This is a genomic window from Rhodococcus sp. UNC363MFTsu5.1 (assembly GCF_000686785.1).
GTDB lineage: Bacteria > Actinomycetota > Actinomycetes > Mycobacteriales > Mycobacteriaceae > Rhodococcus_G > Rhodococcus_G maanshanensis.
In genome coordinates, this window is sequence record NZ_JMLO01000021.1 from 39,442 (window position 1) to 55,809 (window position 16,368).

A 16,368-nucleotide genomic window follows, 5' to 3' on the forward strand; every position below is an offset into this window, starting at 1 on the left:
TTTACGTTTGCCCGCAATTCACACGACCGCGAGCGGCAGCGATGTCGGGTGCACGGGCGAGGGCAGGTCCGATTGCCCCGAGAGATAAACGTCGACGCCGCGCGCCGCCGATCGCCCCTCGGCGATCGCCCACACCACCAGGGACGCCCCGCGGTGCGCGTCTCCGCAGACGAAGACGCCCGGCGCCGTTGTCTGCCAGTCGGGACCGCACGAGAGCACACCGCGTCGGGTCAGCGACAACCCGAGATCGTCGAGCATCCGGCTGTACTCGACGCCCTCGAACCCGATCGCGAACAGCGCCATCTCACAGGGCAGTTCGACCTCCTCGCCGACGGGACGGACGTGCCTGCGACCCTCCTCGTCCCGGCTGACCTTCACCTCGGCCAGCACCATCGACCGCACGTTGCCCTGCTCGTCACCGAGGAAGCGCTGCACCGCGACCTCGTAGCGGCGGACGCCGCCCTCCGCGTGCGCAGGCGAGGTGCGCAGCACCATCGGCCAGGACGGCCACGGGGAACGCTCGTCGTCGCGTTCGGTCGGCAGCTCCGGGTTGTAGTCGAGCTGGGTCACCGACGCCGCTCCCTGACGGTGCGCGGTCCCGAGGCAGTCCGCCCCCGTGTCGCCGCCCCCGATGATCACCACGTGCTTGCCCTTCGCGGTGATGGGGCTCGCGCCGTCGCCCTCGCATTCCCGGTTCGACAGCACCAGGTGGTCCATCGCCAGGTGGATGCCCTTGAGCTCGCGGCCCTCCACGGTGGTGTTGTCCCGCGCCCGCAGCGCACCGACGGCCAGCACGACGGCGTCGAACCGGGCGCGCAGCTGTTCCACGGTCAGATCAACGCCGACCTCGCAGTCGGTGACGAAATGGGTTCCCTCCGAACGCATCTGGGTCAGGCGTCGCTCCAGGATCGACTTGTCCATCTTGAACGCGGGGATGCCGTACCGCAGCAGTCCGCCGAGGCGGTCGTCGCGCTCGAACACCGTCACATCGTGCCCCGCCCTGGTGAGCTGTTGCGCCGCGGCCAGGCCGCCCGGTCCCGAGCCGACAACCGCGACCTTCTTGCCCGTGCTGATCACCGGGTGCTGGGGCACGACGATGCCGCCCTCCCACGCCGCGTCCGCGATCGCCTGTTCGATCCGCTTGATCGTGACCGAGCCGCCGGTGTCGTTCTCGGCGATCGACAGCACGCACGCCGCCTCGCATGGCGCCGGGCACACCCGGCCCGTGAACTCGGGGAAATTGTTCGTGGCGTGCAGCCGTTCGCTGGCAGCGCCCCACCGGTCACGGCGCACCAGGTCGTTCCAATCGGGGATCAGGTTGCCCAGTGGGCAGCCCGCGGAACCCGAGTGACAGAACGGAACCCCGCAATCCATGCACCGGGTCGCCTGCTCGGCGACCTCCCTTGCCCGCTCCGCGGCCGGCTGCTCGGCATAGACCTCGTTCCAGTCACCGATGCGCTCGGTGACCGGGCGCTTGGGTGCGTCCCTCTTGACCACCTTCATGAAGCCCTGGGGATCAGCCACGAGCCGCCTCCATGATCGCGATGTCCACGTCCCGGCCCTCGGCCCGCGCGAGCCGGGTCGCGTCGAGCACCCGTTGGTAGTCGACCGGCAGCACCTTGGTGAACAACGCGCTTCGGCGCGGCCAGTCCGCCAGCACCGAGGCCGCCAACGGCGACCCGGTCCAGTTCCGGTGCCGCGCGACCGCCTCGGACAGCCACGCGAGGTCGTCCGCATCGAGTCGCTGCAGCGTGACCATCGCCGGGTTCACCATCTCCGGATCCAGGTCCAGTACGTACGCGATGCCGCCGGACATGCCCGCCGCGAGGTTGCGGCCCGTGCGGCCGAGCACCACGACGCGGCCGCCGGTCATGTACTCGCAGGCGTGGTCCCCGACGCCCTCGACGACCGCGGTTGCGCCGGAGTTGCGCACCGAGAACCGCTCGCCGACCAGCCCGCGCAGGTAGACCTCGCCGGAGGTGGCGCCGTAGAGGATCGTGTTGCCCGCGATCACCTGGCCCTGCGCCGCGAACGTCGCGTCCGGGGACGGCCGCACCACGATCCGTCCGCCTGAGAGCCCCTTGCCGACATAGTCGTTCGCGTCGCCGATCATGTCGATCGTCACCCCTGGCGGCAGGAACGCACCGAGCGACTGGCCGGCCGAGCCGGTCAGCTCCACGCGGATGGTGTCGTCCGGCAACCCCTCCGCGCCGTAGCGACGGGTCACCTCCGACCCCAGCAGGGTGCCGACCGTGCGGTTGACGTTGCGCACCGGCAGCTCAAGCCGCACGGGGTGCGCGTCCTCCAGCGCGCCCTCGGCGAGCTGGATCAGGGTGCGGTCCAGCGCCAACTCCAGGCCGTGATCCTGATCGCGTTGCCTGCGGCGCTGGGTCATCGGTGTGCCGTCGCGGTCGGTCGGGATCTCGAAGATCGCCGACAGGTCGAGCCCACGGCTCTTCCAGTGCGCGATTCCCTCCGCGGTCTCGAGCACGTCGGCCCGGCCCACCGCCTCGTCGATGCTGCGGAAGCCGAGCTGCGCCAAGAACTCTCGGACGTCCTGGGCGATGAACCGGAAGAACTCCTCGACGAACTCCGGTTTGCCGTTGTACCGCTTGCGCAGTTCCGGGTTCTGGGTGGCCACCCCGACCGGACAGGTGTCGAGGTGACAGACCCGCATCATGATGCAGCCGGCCACGATCAGCGGCGCCGTGGAGAACCCGAACTCCTCCGCGCCGAGCAATGCCGCGACCATGACGTCGCGGGCGGTACGCATGCCGCCGTCGCACTGGACGGTGATCCGGTCCCGAAGACCGTTGAGCACCAACGTCTGTTGCGCGTCGGCGAGCCCGATCTCCCACGGAGCTCCTGCATGCTTGAGGGAGGTCAGTGGGGATGCCCCTGTGCCGCCGTCGTGCCCGGAGATGAGGACCACGTCGGCATGCGCCTTCGACACCCCTGCCGCGACCGTGCCGACGCCGACCGAGCTGACCAGCTTCACGTGCACGCGGGCCTGCTCGTTCGCGTTCTTCAGGTCGTGGATCAGCTGGGCCAGATCCTCGATCGAGTAGATGTCGTGATGCGGCGGCGGGGAGATCAGTCCGACGCCCGGCGTCGAGTGCCTGGTCTTGGCCACCCACGGGTACACCTTGAAGGGGGGCAACTGCCCGCCCTCCCCCGGCTTCGCGCCCTGCGCCATCTTGATCTGGATGTCGGTGCCGTTCACCAGGTAGTCGCTGGTGACGCCGAACCGGCCGCTGGCGACCTGCTTGACCGCGCTGCGCCTGCGCAGATCGTAGAGCCGGTCGGTGTCCTCGCCGCCCTCCCCCGAGTTCGACCGTCCGCCGAGGTTGTTCATCGCGATCGCCATCGTCTCGTGCGCCTCGGCCGAGATCGACCCGTAGCTCATCGCGCCGGTGTTGAAGCGCGTGACGATGGACTCCACGGACTCCACCTCGTCGAGCGGGACCGGCTCGCGCAGTCCCTCGCGGAACCGGAACAGCCCGCGCAGCGCGCCTCCCGCCGCGGCCAGCCGGTTGACTTCCTCGCTGTACCGGGCGAACACCTCCCGCTGGCGCGACCGGGTCGCGTGCTGGAGCAGGAACACCGTCTCCGGGGTGAACAGGTGCAGCTCGCCCTCGCGGCGGAACTGGTACTCGCCGCCCACCTCCAGCCTGCGGTGCGCCCGGTCGGTCGGGTTGTCGGGATACGCGATCCGCTGCCTGATCCGGACCTCCTCGGCGAGCACGTCGAGCCCGACCCCGCCGAGCTTGCTGACGGTGCCGGTGAAGTACTCGTCGACCAGTTCACGGTCGAGTCCGATGGCCTCGAAAACCTGTGCCGCCGTGTAGGACCCGACGGTCGAGATGCCCATCTTGGACATCACCTTCAGCACGCCCTTGCCCAGGCCGGTCAGGTAGTTGCGGACCGCGATCTGCGGCTCGACGCCGACCAACTCGCCCTCGCTGACGAGGTCCTCGATGGACTCCATCGCCAGGTACGGGTTCACCGCGGCTGCCCCGAAACCGATCAGCAGCGCCAGGTGGTGCACCTCGCGCGCATCACCGGTCTCGACGACAAGCGCCACCTTGGTGCGCTCCTTCGTCCGCACCAGGTGGTGGTGCACGGCGGAGACCGCGAGCAGGGACGGGATCGGCGCGCGGGCATGGTCTGAATCGCGGTCCGAGATGATCAGTGTCCGGTACCCCGCCGCGATCGCCTCACTCGCCGCCGACCGCAACTCCTCGATCGCCTCGGCCATACCCGCGCCGCCCCGCTCGACGTCGTAGAGCGCGCGCAGCACCGTGGCCGCCAGGCCCTGGTTGTCGCCGTCGTCGTTGATGTGGATGATCTTGCTGAGCTCGTCGTTGTCGAGTACCGGCCAGGGCAGCACGATCTGCCTGCACGAGGCGGCGGTCGGGTCGAGCAGGTTCTGCTCCGGTCCCATCACCCGAGAGAGGGACGTGACGACCTCCTCCCGGATCGCGTCCAGCGGCGGGTTGGTCACCTGCGCGAACAGTTCGATGAAGTAGTCGTAGAGCAACCGCGAACGCTGCGACATGACCGCAACCGGGGTGTCGGTGCCCATCGAGCCCAGCGGCTCACCGGGCGCGGAGGCCATGGGAGCGAGCAGGATCCGGAGGTCCTCCTCGGTGTATCCGAAGACCACCTGCCTGAGCACCACCGACTCGTGCGGATGCTGCATGTGCGCGCGTTCCGGCAGCTCCCTCAGCTCGAGCAGCCCGCTGTGCAGCCACTCCGAGTACGGACGCTCCCTGGCCAGCCGCAGCTTGGCCTCCTCGTCCGGCACGATCCGGCCTGCCGCGGTGTCGACGAGGAACATCTGACCCGGCTCGAGCCTGCCCTTGGCCACCACCTCGGACGGCGGCACGTCGAGGACGCCGCTCTCGCTGGCGAGGATCACTCGCCCGTCCGCCGTCTGCCACCACCGGCCGGGACGCAGTCCGTTGCGGTCGAGCACCGCCCCGACCTCGGTGCCGTCGGTGAAGGTCACGCAGGCGGGGCCGTCCCACGGCTCCATCAGCGAGGCGTGAAAGCGGTAGAAGTCGCGCCGCTCGGCGTTCATCTGGGCATCGTTCTCCCACGCCTCCGGGACCATCATCATCACGGCGTGCGCCACGCTGCGCCCGCCGAGATGCAGCAGCTCGAGCACCTCGTCGAAGGACGCGGAATCCGAGGCCTCGGGCGTGCAGATCGGGAAGAGCCGTTTGAGGTCACCGGGGATCAGCGCGCTGGCGAGCAACGCCTCCCTTGCGTGCATCCGGTTCCGATTCCCGCGCACGGTGTTGATCTCGCCGTTGTGGGCGACGAATCGGAACGGGTGGGCGAGCGGCCAGGACGGGAAGGTGTTGGTGGAGAACCTGCTGTGCACGATCGCGATCGCGCTGTGGCAGCGGTCGTCGCGCAGGTCGGGGAAGAACGTGGGCAGCTGTGCGGTGGTCAGCATCCCCTTGTAGACCATCGTCCGGCTCGACAGCGACGGGAAGTACACGCCGGTGCCGTCCGCCTCGACCTGCGGGGTGACCTGCTCGGCGCGCTTGCGCAACCCGTAGACCAGGCGGTCCAGGTCAAGGCCAGCGGGACGGCCGTCGGGACCAGCCGGTCCCGCGACGAACAGCTGGCTCATGTGCGGCATGCAGTCGCGCGCGGACCGGCCGATGTCCGCGCCGTCGGGGTCGACCGGCACCTCGCGCCAGCCGAGAACCTCGAGTCCCTCGTCCTCGGCGATCGCCCGGATCCGCTCGACCGCGGCGGCGCGTGGATCCGGCGGCTGCGGGAGGAAGCAGATCCCGGCGGCGTAGGTGTTGGCGCCTTCCTGGTTCGGCTCGGGCAGCGCGAACCCGGCGACCTCGGCGAGCAGGGCGGTCGGCAGCTGCAGCAGGATGCCTGCGCCGTCTCCGCTGTTCGGTTCGGCGCCCGCGGCGCCGCGATGTTCGAGATTCGCCAGAGCGAGGAGCCCGTCCGCGACGATCGAGTGCGAGCGCCTGCCGAGGATGTCGGCCACCATCGCGACACCGCAGGAATCGGCCTCCTGGGCCGGGTCGTACAGACCTTGCGGCGCGGGCGAGCGAGAAAACAGCAACGGGCACCTCCACATCGGCCGAGAAGGCTGCCGGGTGTGGCGCGCGGGGGCCATCGCACGGAGCCTCGGCTGGCGGGTCCCACCGGGTCGGGTGGAGATCACACCAGTTCGGGGTTCCGGGACGACTGTGGCCCGAAAAGAAACTCCGAGCGTCACACTCGGGCGTGCTCAGTTTAGCAGTGGGCACCCCGCACCAATAGGACGAGGATTGTGGCCTTGGCGCTGGTCGCGGGCCCCCAACCGGACCCAGAACCTGCCTTCAGGCCACAGCACACATCGCCGTTCCGCGATCGTCGGTGACGTCAGCTCCGGAGCTTGCGCCCCTGCCCCGGGTAGAACCGTCCGACGCCGAACGCGCCGAGAAAGATCTACAGCAGACCCGCGGCGAGCTCGGACTCGTCCGAGAGCGGCTCGCCGGTGAACGGGTCGCGGCCATAGGGCGCCGCGGCGTGCTGCGACCCGGTCGCGCCGGCATCCACCGGCGTGAGCTAGCTGTCGGTCTTTTTCGCGTCGGCGCCGCCGGAATCCGCGGCGCTCGCATCGGGTTCGGCCGGCGAGTCGACGGTCGCCGAGGAACCTGTCGCCGAGACGCCTGCGGCCACGGGCTCGCGAGGATGCTTCGGCTGCAGTTCCTCCGGGGCCTCCCTGCCCTTCTTCGCCGCGAGGAAGTAGATCACCGCTCCGATGAAAACGATCACCGACGTGAACACGTTGATCCGGACCCCGGCGATGTGGGTCGCGTAGTCGTCGCGCAGGAGCTCGACGAAGAAGCGGCCCATGCAATACCCGGCGACGTAGAGCGCGAACAGCCTGCCGTGGCCGATCTGGTAGCGGCGGTCCGCCCAGACCAGCAGCACGACGATCAGCAGGTTCCAGACGAGCTCGTACAGGAAGGTGGGGTGCACGACCTTCTCCACCACGCCGGTGGAGGTGCCGGCCAGCTGGTCGAGGCGACCGGCGGCGTTCACCCGCTCGTAGATCTCCAGGCCCCACGGCACGGTCGTCTCGCGCCCGTACAGCTCCTGGTTGAAGTAGTTGCCGATCCGTCCGATCGCCTGCGCGAGCAGGATTCCGGGCGCAATGGCGTCACCGAGCGCGGGCAGCGGCACCCCGCGTTGCCGACAGCCGATCCAGGCGCCGATGCCGCCGAACAACACAGCACCCCAGATGCCGAGGCCGCCCTGCCAGATCTTCAGCGCATCGACCGGGTCGCCCCCCTCGCCGAAGTAGGTGCTCCAGTCGGTGGCCACGTGGTAGAGCCGACCACCGATCAGCCCGAACGGGACGGCCCAGATCGCGACGTCGAGGACCGTGCCCTTCTCGCCACCGCGGGCGACCCAGCGCCGATCGCCCCACACCGCGGCGACGACGATGCCGAGGATGATGAACAGCGCGTAGGCGCGCAGCGGCAGCGGTCCGATCGTCCACACGCCCTGGGGCGGGCTCGGGATGTACGCCAGGATGTCGGCAGTCGTGGTCACGACGCCACGGTAGCCGAGCGGACTCCGGCGGCGAGTTCCTCGGTGATCGCCCGCAGCGCCGCAGGACCCTCGGCGGTGGCCGTCACCAGCGCGGAGCCGACGATGACCGCGTCCGCGTAGGCGGCGATCTCGGCGGCCTGCGCGCCGGACCGGACGCCGAGCCCGACCCCGACGGGGATGTCGGAGTGCGCACGCACCCGGGCCACCAGGTCCGGCGCCATGTTGGACACCGCATCGCGGGCGCCGGTGACGCCCATCGTTGAGGTCGCGTACACGAAGCCGCGGCAGGAGTCGACTGTCTGCGCCAGCCGCTCGTTGGTCGAGGACGGCGCGACCAGGAAGGTCCGGTCCAGACCGTGCCGGTCCGAGGCCGCGATCCAGTCGGCCGCCTCGTCCGGGATGAGATCCGGGGTGATGATCCCGAGCCCGCCGGCTGCCGCGAGGTCGCGGGCGAAGTTGTCGACGCCGTACTTGAGCACGAGGTTCCAGTACGTCATGACGACGGCCTTGCCGCCCGCCTTCGAGATGGCCTCGACGACGGTGAACACGTCCCGGACCCGGAAGCCGGCGGTGAGCGCCTCGTCGGCGGCGGCCTGGATGGTCGGGCCGTCCATCACAGGGTCGCTGTACGGGATGCCGACCTCGATCAGGTCGCAGCCCGAGGCCACGAGCGTCTCGAAGGCCTCGATCGACCGGGGCAGGTCGGGGTAGCCGGCGGGCAGGTACCCGACCAGAGCGGCCCTGTTCTCCGCCCGACACTGCGCGAAGAGCTCACCAAGGCGGGACGGTGCTGCGGCGTGCGGCTGCGGTGCGGTCACTTCGCCTGGCCTTCCTCGTTGGAGTGTTCGGTGTCGGTGTCCGGCATCAGGCCGAACCACTTCGCGGCGGTGTCCATGTCCTTGTCACCGCGGCCGGAGATGTTGACCAGCACGATCGCGCCCTCGCCGAGCTCCTTGCCGAGCTTGAGCGCGCCCGCGATCGCGTGCGCGGACTCGATGGCGGGGATGATGCCCTCGCGGCGGCTGAGCAGCGCGAGCGCGTCCATCGCCTCGGTGTCGGTGATCGCCCGGTACTCGGCGCGGCCGATGTCGTGCAGGTGCGAGTGCTCGGGACCGACGCCCGGGTAGTCCAGGCCCGCGGAGATCGAGTGCGACTCGATGGTCTGGCCGTCCTCGTCCTGCAGCAGGTACGAGTAGGCGCCGTGCAGCGCACCGGGGGTGCCGCCCCCGATCGTCGCGGCGTGCCGTCCGGTCTCGACGCCGTCGCCGCCTGCCTCGAAGCCCACCAACCGCACCGACGGGTCGTCGATGAACGCATGGAAGATGCCGATGGCGTTGGAACCGCCGCCGACGCAGGCCGCGACCGCGTCCGGCAGCCGGCCGGTGTGCGCCTGCACCTGCGCCCGCGCCTCGAGGCCGATGATCCGCTGGAAGTCGCGCACCATCACCGGGAACGGGTGCGGGCCCGCGGCGGTGCCGAAGCAGTAGTAGGTGTTGTGCGCGTTGGTGACCCAGTCGCGCAGCGCCTCGTTGATGGCGTCCTTGAGCGTCGCCGAGCCGGTGGTCGCGGGGATCACCTCGGCGCCGAGCAGCCGCATCCGCGCGACGTTGAGCGCCTGCCGCTTGGTGTCGACCTCGCCCATGTACACGACGCACTCGAGGCCGAGCAGCGCGCAGGCGGTGGCGGTGGCGACGCCGTGCTGGCCGGCACCGGTCTCCGCGATGACGCGGGTTTTGCCCATCCGCTTGGCGAGCAGCGCCTGCCCGAGCACATTGTTGATCTTGTGAGAACCGGTGTGGTTCAGGTCTTCCCGCTTGAGCAGCAGACGCGCGCCGCCCGCGAACTCGCTGAGCCGGGTGGCCTCGTACACCGGCGACGGACGACCGGTGTAGTCACGCTGCAGCCGATCCAGCTCGGCCAGGAACGAGTCGTCCCCGCGGGCCTTGTCGTACTCGGCGGTGACCTCCTCGATCACCGCCATCAGCGCCTCGGGGACGTAGCGTCCGCCGAAGGCACCGAAATGGCCGCCCTGATCGGGTTCGTGGGCGCTGCGCTCGGTCACACCGGCACTCATGCGGGGAAGGCCGCGGCCCTTGGCGGAAAGTACGGGATCGTCTGTGCTCACCCGTCCAGTCTGCCTTGTCGGTGCGACCGAACTCACGTCGGGTCCGACCGGCAGGGGTCGGTCAGCGAGCAGGCTTGGGGCAGGACGGGTGCGCCCCTGCGGCCACCAGATCCTTGACGGCCGTGCGCGGATCGCCGCTGGTGACCAGGCCCTCGCCGACGAGGACGGCATCCGCGCCCGCACCCGCGTAGGCCAGCAGGTCCGCGGTCCCACGGACCCCCGACTCGGCGATCTTGACGACCTCGGTCGGCAACCCGGGTGCGATCCGGGCGAAGGTGTCGCGGTCGACCTCGAGGGTCTTGAGGTTGCGCGCGTTGATGCCGATGACGCTCGCGCCCGCCTCGAGGGCCCGGTCGGCCTCCTCCTCGGTGTGCACCTCCACGAGGGCGGTCATGCCGAGGGATTCGGTGCGGTCGAGCAGCGATGCGAGCGCGTCCTGCTCGAGGGCGGCGACGATCAGCAGGATCACATCGGCGCCGTGCGCCCTGGCCTCGTGGATCTGGTACGGACCGACGATGAAGTCCTTGCGCAGCACCGGGATGGTGACGGCCGCGCGCACGGCGTCGAGATCCGCGAGCGAGCCGTTGAAGCGGCGCTCCTCGGTCAGCACGCTGATCACCCGGGCACCGCCCTGCTGGTACGCCACCGCGAGCTCGGCGGGATCGGTGATGTCCGAGAGCACACCCTTGGACGGGCTGGCCCGCTTCACCTCGGCGATGACCCCGATCCCCGACGCCCGCAGCGCGGCGGCGGCGTCGAGTGCCGCGGGAGCGGCGGCCGCGGCCGCCTTCACTGCTGCGAAGTCCAGAACGGATTCACGGGCTGCGACGTCTGCACGCACCCCATCGAGAATCGAATCGAGAACCGTCATCGTGTCCCGAGTCCTTTCTGGGCCGTTGCCGTGTGAGCAACCTCATCGGATTGGGCAAGCCTAGAGGGCGCCGCCATATTGACTAACGGCGGGTGCCTGTGCCTCCGGTCGGCTCGGGTCCGTCCTGGCCGTTTGGCCCGGAGGCGTCTGCATCGGTGGGGTCCTCCCCCGCGTCCAGTGCGTCCCAGAGCATTCGCTCGCTGAGCGGCTCCTTCGAGGTCGCCGCGCGGTTGCCCGCCTCCTCCCTGCGGGCAGCGGGGGCCGCGTACTTCGACGACAGCCCTGCGCTCACGCCCGCCTTGCGGATCAGCGCGACAGCGGCGACCAGGGCGGTGACCCCGCCGAACAGGACGAGGACCGCGGACAGGGCGAAGGCCTCGGTGGCGGTGACCTCCGCGCGGTCGGGCAGCTCGGCGAGCCGTCCGGCCTTGTCGTCGTCGACCCCGCCGATCAGCAGCGACGCGGCGGGCACGATCGCCGCGACCGCCACGAGCGCGACCAGCAGCCCGACCACCCGCAGGGCCCAGCCGCGCACGGCGAAGGAGGCGGCGATGGCCGCGACCAGGGTCAGGGCCAGCGGTGTCGTCGCGGCCGCCCAGGTGCCGCCGATCAGTTCGCTGGTGCGGGCGCCGCCGAGGCCGTCGAACGACTCGACGCGGACCCAGGTCATCCGCGAGGACGCCCACAGGCACAGCGCCGCGACCGCGAGCAGCAGCACCGGCACGGCGGCCGCGGAGGTGCGCCCCCTCGCAGGCGCGGCGGCCGGGTCCCGGTCCGGTCCCTGCTCAGTCATCGGTACCGCCGACCGCCCGGAGTGTGCCCGCCGCCGCGATCGCGCTGAGCACCGCCATCGCCTTGTTCTTCGCCTCGGTGTCCTCGTAGACCGGATCGGAGTCGGCCACGACGCCCGCACCGGCCTGCACGTAGGCCGTGCCGTCCTTGATCAGCGCGGTGCGGATCGCGATCGCGGTGTCGGCGTCGCCCGCGAAGTCGAGGTATCCGACGATCCCGCCGTAGATGCCGCGGCGGGTCGGCTCGAGTTCGTCGATCAGCTCCATCGCGCGCACCTTCGGCGCCCCGGAGAGGGTGCCCGCCGGGAAGCAGGCGGTGACCGCGTCCAGCGCGTTCTTGCCCTCGGCCAGCCGGCCGGTGACCGTCGAGACCAAGTGCATGACGTGGCTGTAGCGCTCGATGTGCCGGTAGTCGTGCACCTTGACGGTGCCCGGCTCGCACACCCGGCCGAGGTCGTTGCGGCCCAGGTCCACGAGCATCAGGTGCTCGGAGTTCTCCTTCTCGTCCGCGAGCAGGTCCTTCTCGAGGAGGATGTCGTCCTCCTCGGTGGCGCCGCGCCAGCGGGTGCCGGCGATCGGGTGAGTGGTCGCCACCCCCTCGCTCACCGTGACCAGCGCCTCGGGGCTCGAGCCGACGATGGAGAACGCGGTCTCGCCGTCGGTGCCGGGGACGTGCACCAGGTACATGTACGGGCTCGGGTTGGACGCGCGCAGCATCCGGTACACGTCGAAGGGGTCGGCGTCGGTGTCCATCTCGAAGCGCTGCGAGAGCACCACCTGGAACGCCTCGCCCGCCTCGATCTCCGAGATCAGGCGCTTCACGTCGGCACCGAAGCCCTCGGTGGTGCGCTGACGGCGGTAGTCGGGGACGGTCTTGGCGTAGGTGGACACGGTGGACGGCGCGGGCGCGGTCAGCGCGTGGGTCATCGCGTCGAGCCGGGCGACGGCGTCGTCGTACGCCTCGTCGACGTGCTCGTCGGTGCCGTTCCAGTTGACAGCATTGGCGATGAGCGTGATGGCGCCCTCGTGGTGGTCGACGGCGGCCAGGTCGGTGGCCAGCAGCATCACCATCTCGGGGATCTGCAGGTCGTCGATCGCGTGGCTGGGCAACCGTTCCAGCCTGCGGATGATGTCGTAGCCGAGGAAGCCGACCATGCCGCCGGTGAGCGGCGGCAGGCCGGGCAGTCGCTCGGTGCGCAGCAGTTCCAGGGTCTGGCCGAGCGCGGCGATCGGGTCGCCTCCCGAGGGTGCGCCTGCCGGGACGTTGCCGAGCCAACCGGCCTGCCCGTCGACGACGGTCAGCGCGGCGGGGCTGCCCGCGCCGATGAACGACCACCGCGACCACGAGCGGCCGTTCTCCGCGGACTCCAGCAGGAAGGTGCCGGGCCGGTCGCCCGCGAGTTTGCGGTACGCGGACAGCGGGGTTTCGGAGTCCGCCAGCACCTTTCGCGTCACCGGGACCACGCGATGGTCGGCCGCGAGGGCACGGAACTGCGCCCTGGTGGTGGTGTGATCGCCCGCATCGGCGACGCCGACTGCGGGCTGGACGGTGGTTGACTCGCCGGACATGCCGTCCATCATCGCAGGTAGCCTCAGCCCAATGCAGACCGGACAGCAGGCCCCCGACTTCTCGCTCCCCGACCAGGACGGCACCGTCCGGACCCTGAGCGAACTGGTCGCGGACGGCCCCCTCGTGCTCTTCTTCTACCCCGCCGCCTCCACCCCCGTGTGCACCGCCGAGGCCTGCCACTTCCGCGATCTGGCTGGAGAGTTCGCGGCGGTTGGCGCGACGCGGGCCGGGATCAGCACCGACACCGTGGACAAGCAGGCCTCGTTCGCGGCGGCGCAGTCCTTCGACTACCCGCTGCTCGCCGACGTCGGCGGCGTGGTGGCCGAGCAGTTCGGGGTGCGCCGCGGACTGCTCGCGAAGCTGTCGCCGGTAAAGCGCACCACCTTCGTCATCGACTCTGATCGGACCGTGCTCAAGGTGATCGCCAGCGAGCTCCGTGCGAACACCCACGGCGACCAGGCCCTGGAGTTCCTGCGCAGCCGTGACACCGCGCTGGACAACTGAGACCCGGCTAGGCGACCTGGATGGAGCGCTTGGCCAGGCCCATCCAGAACCCGTCGATCACCTGCGATGGCACCTGCTCGGGGTCACCGGACGCACCGAGCGTGACGAACAGCGGCGCGAAGTGCTCGATGGTCGGGTGCGCGTAGGGCATCCCTGGCGCCTTCGCGCGGAAGTCGATCAGCGCGTCCACGTCGGCGGCCGCGAAGCGCTCCCCCGCCCAGGCGTCGAACTCGGCGGACCAGCCGGGCGCCTGCGCGGTGGGCGACGGATCGCGCAGGAACGGCAATCCGTGGGTGGTGAAACCGGATCCGACGATGAGCACGCCCTGCTCGCGCAGTGGACGCAGCCGTTCGCCCAGGTGCAGCAGCCGCTCCGGATCCAGGGTCGGCAACGAGATCTGCAGCACCGGGATGTCGGCTTCCGGGTACATGACGCTGAGCGGCACGTACGCGCCGTGGTCGAGACCGCGGTTCTCCTGGTGCGCGACCGGCTCGTTATCCGGCATCAGCGCGGCGACCTGCCTGGCGAGCTCAGGGGCGCCGGGCGAGCGGTAGGTCACCTCGTAGTACTTGCGCGCGAATCCGCCGAAGTCGTAGGTCAGCGGCGTGCCGGTGGCGGTGGCTCCGATGGTGAGCGGAGCCGACTCCCAGTGCGCGGAGACCACCAGGATCGCGGTCGGCCGCGGCAACTCGCTCGACCAGGCGCCGAGCTGGGAGACCCACAGGTCGTCGTCGACCAGCGGAGGGGCGCCGTGGCTGAGGTAGAGCGCTGGCATAGCGTGATCGCTCATAGCGACTCCTTAGATTGAAGCTTCAAGTATCCTAGGAGTCAACGTAGCAGCAGCACGAATATTCCGATCGGAGGCCGCGATGACGCGGTGGTTGAGCACGGAGCAGCAGCAGGCCTGGCGCGGGCTGGTCAACGTGATGACCCGTATGCCCGCGGCGCTGGACACCCAGCTGCAGCGCGACTCCGGGCTGACGCACTTCGAGTACTTCGTCCTCTCGGCGCTCTCCGAGGAGCCGAACCGGCGATTGCAGCTGAGCGCGCTTGCGAATGCGGCGAACGCCTCGCTCTCCCGGCTCTCGCATGTGGTGACCAAGCTGGAGAAGGTCGGCTGGGTGCGCCGCGAGAGCATCGTCGGCGCGCGCGGATCGCTGGCCGTTCTCACCGACACCGGCTATCAGAAGGTCGTCGAAGCGGCGCCCGGCCACGCCGAGACTGTGCAGGCCCTGCTGTTCGACGGCCTGGACGAGCGGCAGGTGCGCGAGCTCGTCACCCTCGGCACGGCGATGGTCGCGCAGCTCGACCGAGGCCTCGCCGCGGGTAACGGCAAGGCGTAGCCGCCCGCCGCTGAGGTCAACCCAGCGGCACCCCGCCGACACCCCAGTTCTCCCTCGGCACGTCGGTGAGCGTGACCCACACCTGCGCAGGGTTCTTCCCGGTGGCCTCCGCATACGCCTTGGTGACGGCCTCGATGGTGGCCTTCTTCTGTTCGGTGGTGAGTCCGGGCGTCTGGCTGATCTGGATGAGTGGCATGGGAACCACTGTGCCATCCGCCAATCCGGCCAACTGGGACAGCCATGATGATCCGGCCGCCGGACCGCTCCCCGGCCTTCTCGGCCCCGCCAGTGCGTCCATTCTCGATCTCCTCCGTCTGATCTGGTGCCCATCCCTACGGATCAAGGAGTCACCATGACCAATCCCAACGTGTTCGAGTCCCCGGCGAGCGATCGAGCGGACGCACCATCCCAGGCTGCAGCGCCCACGTGTTGCAGCACCGAACGGCAGGCCACTTGCTGCGACCACAGTGAGAAGGCGACGTGCTGCGGTCCGGCGGCGACCGCCGGCGGAGGATGCGGCTGCCGGTAGTCCACAGGGTAAGACGGCAGCGCGGTGCGAGCGATTGCTCGCACCGCGCCGCTGTGTTCTCGGGTGACCTCGTGGCGGTCCGTCCGCCGCTCCCGAGCGGGCGTGCTGGTCTACTGGTCCGCGGGTGAGGTGGCTCCGCAGGCGCACGAACCGCTGCGGGGCTGGTAATCGTGCACGTGACCGGTTCGGTCCTGGCTGACCTGACAACAGGCGTGCAATTGGGCCTGCAGTGCGGCGCGGCCGCGTTGGACTCGAGACTTCATCCCGGACACCGAGATTCCCGCCTCACCGGCGGCCGCGGCGTTGGTTCGGGCGTCGAGGTCGACCATCTTCACCGCCGCGGCCTGCTCCGCGGGCAGCCGCGAGAGCATCGGCACCAGGCAGGAGGCGAGTTCTTTCTCCGCTGCCTCGTCGCCGTCCGGCTCGCCTTCGGGAGGATTGTCGGGGACGGTGTCGACGGCCAGTTCGCGGCGATGGGGCGCGGACCGGTAGTAGTCGGTGATCGCGTTGCGGGTGATCGCATACATCCAGCCCAGGATGCGGTCCTGCTCGCGCAGGTTGTCGAGGCTCTTTGCCATCCGCAGGAACACGATCGACAAAATGTCGTCGGCGTCCTCGGGACGTGAGACCCGGCGGGCGATGAAGGCCCGCAGGTCGCTCGAGAAGTTGCGCCAGAGCTGGTCGAGATCAGCTGACTTCGGGTGGGGTGTCGTCGTGGTGGCGGTGTCCTCGCTCATGATTCTGGCTCCTCTCCGTTTCCAGCATCCCCGCCCGGCGGCGCGGTCGCGACCCCTCAATTCGGGTTGCTCGCAGAGGTACCGACGGCGGTGACCGCGATCGGACGCACGCTGCGTCCGAATCCGGGGTGCCTCGTCTGTATGGGTGTCGATGTCGATTCCGGATTCTCCGGTTCGACGAACCAGCAGAAGCGTGATGAGGAGGTGAGAGCGATGCTCACCACACACCTGTTGTCGGATCTGACCAGCGAAGAGGTCGATCTGATCGTGGCGGAGGAACTGCATCTGCTCGAAACCGCCGCATGAGCGCCGCCGAC

At 70.0% G+C, this 16,368-nt stretch carries 14 protein-coding genes; 3 read left to right on the forward strand and 11 right to left on the reverse strand.

Going from position 1 to position 16,368, the window contains the following annotated elements; genetic code table 11:
• Nucleotides 1–18: 18 nt before the first annotated feature.
• The 8 genes from BR31_RS0117015 to BR31_RS0117055 form a co-directional block, all read right to left on the reverse strand.
• Entirely contained in the window at nucleotides 19–1,524 is a 1,506-nt protein-coding gene (locus tag BR31_RS0117015; protein WP_027502029.1) for a glutamate synthase subunit beta, read from the reverse strand.
• The gene (gltB, locus tag BR31_RS0117020; protein WP_027502030.1) at nucleotides 1,517–6,100 is read right to left on the reverse strand and encodes a glutamate synthase large subunit; all 4,584 of its coding nucleotides are present in this window, start codon (nucleotides 6,098–6,100) and stop codon (nucleotides 1,517–1,519) included. Before gltB ends, BR31_RS0117015 begins: the two co-directional genes overlap by 8 nt.
• Nucleotides 6,101–6,588: 488 nt before the next feature.
• Complete coding sequence (gene lgt, locus BR31_RS0117030; RefSeq protein WP_027502031.1) at nucleotides 6,589–7,581, reverse strand: prolipoprotein diacylglyceryl transferase; 993 nt, start codon at nucleotides 7,579–7,581, stop codon at nucleotides 6,589–6,591.
• Complete coding sequence (gene trpA / locus BR31_RS0117035; protein ID WP_027502032.1) at nucleotides 7,578–8,399, reverse strand: tryptophan synthase subunit alpha; 822 nt, start codon at nucleotides 8,397–8,399, stop codon at nucleotides 7,578–7,580. Before trpA ends, lgt begins: the two co-directional genes overlap by 4 nt.
• Complete coding sequence (trpB, locus tag BR31_RS0117040) at nucleotides 8,396–9,655, reverse strand: tryptophan synthase subunit beta (RefSeq protein WP_051637511.1); 1,260 nt, start codon at nucleotides 9,653–9,655, stop codon at nucleotides 8,396–8,398. Before trpB ends, trpA begins: the two co-directional genes overlap by 4 nt.
• 112 nt (nucleotides 9,656–9,767) lie before the next feature.
• A complete protein-coding gene (gene trpC / locus BR31_RS0117045) occupies nucleotides 9,768–10,577 on the reverse strand; it encodes an indole-3-glycerol phosphate synthase TrpC (RefSeq protein WP_027502034.1) in 810 nt (269 codons plus the stop codon).
• A gap of 82 nt (nucleotides 10,578–10,659) precedes the next feature.
• Nucleotides 10,660–11,370 carry a TIGR02234 family membrane protein gene (locus BR31_RS0117050; protein ID WP_027502035.1) on the reverse strand — a complete coding sequence of 237 codons (711 nt, stop codon included), beginning with the start codon at nucleotides 11,368–11,370 and terminating at the stop codon, nucleotides 10,660–10,662.
• The gene (locus tag BR31_RS0117055) at nucleotides 11,363–12,937 is read right to left on the reverse strand and encodes an anthranilate synthase component I (protein ID WP_027502036.1); all 1,575 of its coding nucleotides are present in this window, start codon (nucleotides 12,935–12,937) and stop codon (nucleotides 11,363–11,365) included. The genes BR31_RS0117050 and BR31_RS0117055 overlap by 8 nt, the downstream gene beginning before the upstream one ends.
• A 31-nt stretch (nucleotides 12,938–12,968) precedes the next feature.
• Here BR31_RS0117055 and BR31_RS0117060 point away from each other — a divergent pair, with 31 nt between their 5' ends.
• Nucleotides 12,969–13,442, forward strand: a complete 474-nt coding sequence (locus BR31_RS0117060; protein ID WP_027502037.1) for a peroxiredoxin — start codon at nucleotides 12,969–12,971, stop codon at nucleotides 13,440–13,442.
• 7 nt (nucleotides 13,443–13,449) lie between these two features.
• Here the strand turns inward: BR31_RS0117060 and BR31_RS0117065 are convergent, their stop codons facing one another.
• On the reverse strand, nucleotides 13,450–14,232 hold the full coding sequence (locus BR31_RS0117065) for a dioxygenase family protein (protein ID WP_027502038.1): 783 nt from the start codon (nucleotides 14,230–14,232) through the stop codon (nucleotides 13,450–13,452).
• A gap of 79 nt (nucleotides 14,233–14,311) precedes the next feature.
• Here BR31_RS0117065 and BR31_RS0117070 point away from each other — a divergent pair, with 79 nt between their 5' ends.
• On the forward strand, nucleotides 14,312–14,785 hold the full coding sequence (locus BR31_RS0117070; protein WP_037177015.1) for a MarR family winged helix-turn-helix transcriptional regulator: 474 nt from the start codon (nucleotides 14,312–14,314) through the stop codon (nucleotides 14,783–14,785).
• A gap of 16 nt (nucleotides 14,786–14,801) precedes the next feature.
• Here BR31_RS0117070 and BR31_RS0117075 read toward each other — a convergent pair whose 3' ends face one another.
• The gene (locus tag BR31_RS0117075; protein WP_027502040.1) at nucleotides 14,802–14,981 is read right to left on the reverse strand and encodes a tautomerase family protein; all 180 of its coding nucleotides are present in this window, start codon (nucleotides 14,979–14,981) and stop codon (nucleotides 14,802–14,804) included.
• Between the two features lie 443 nt (nucleotides 14,982–15,424).
• On the reverse strand, nucleotides 15,425–16,051 hold the full coding sequence (locus tag BR31_RS0117080; RefSeq protein ID WP_027502041.1) for a sigma-70 family RNA polymerase sigma factor: 627 nt from the start codon (nucleotides 16,049–16,051) through the stop codon (nucleotides 15,425–15,427).
• A 90-nt stretch (nucleotides 16,052–16,141) separates the two neighbouring features.
• Here BR31_RS0117080 and BR31_RS29010 point away from each other — a divergent pair, with 90 nt between their 5' ends.
• Nucleotides 16,142–16,357: a hypothetical protein gene (locus BR31_RS29010; RefSeq protein WP_037177017.1), complete on the forward strand. Its 216-nt coding sequence runs from the start codon at nucleotides 16,142–16,144 to the stop codon at nucleotides 16,355–16,357.
• The last annotated feature ends 11 nt before the right edge of the window (nucleotides 16,358–16,368 follow it).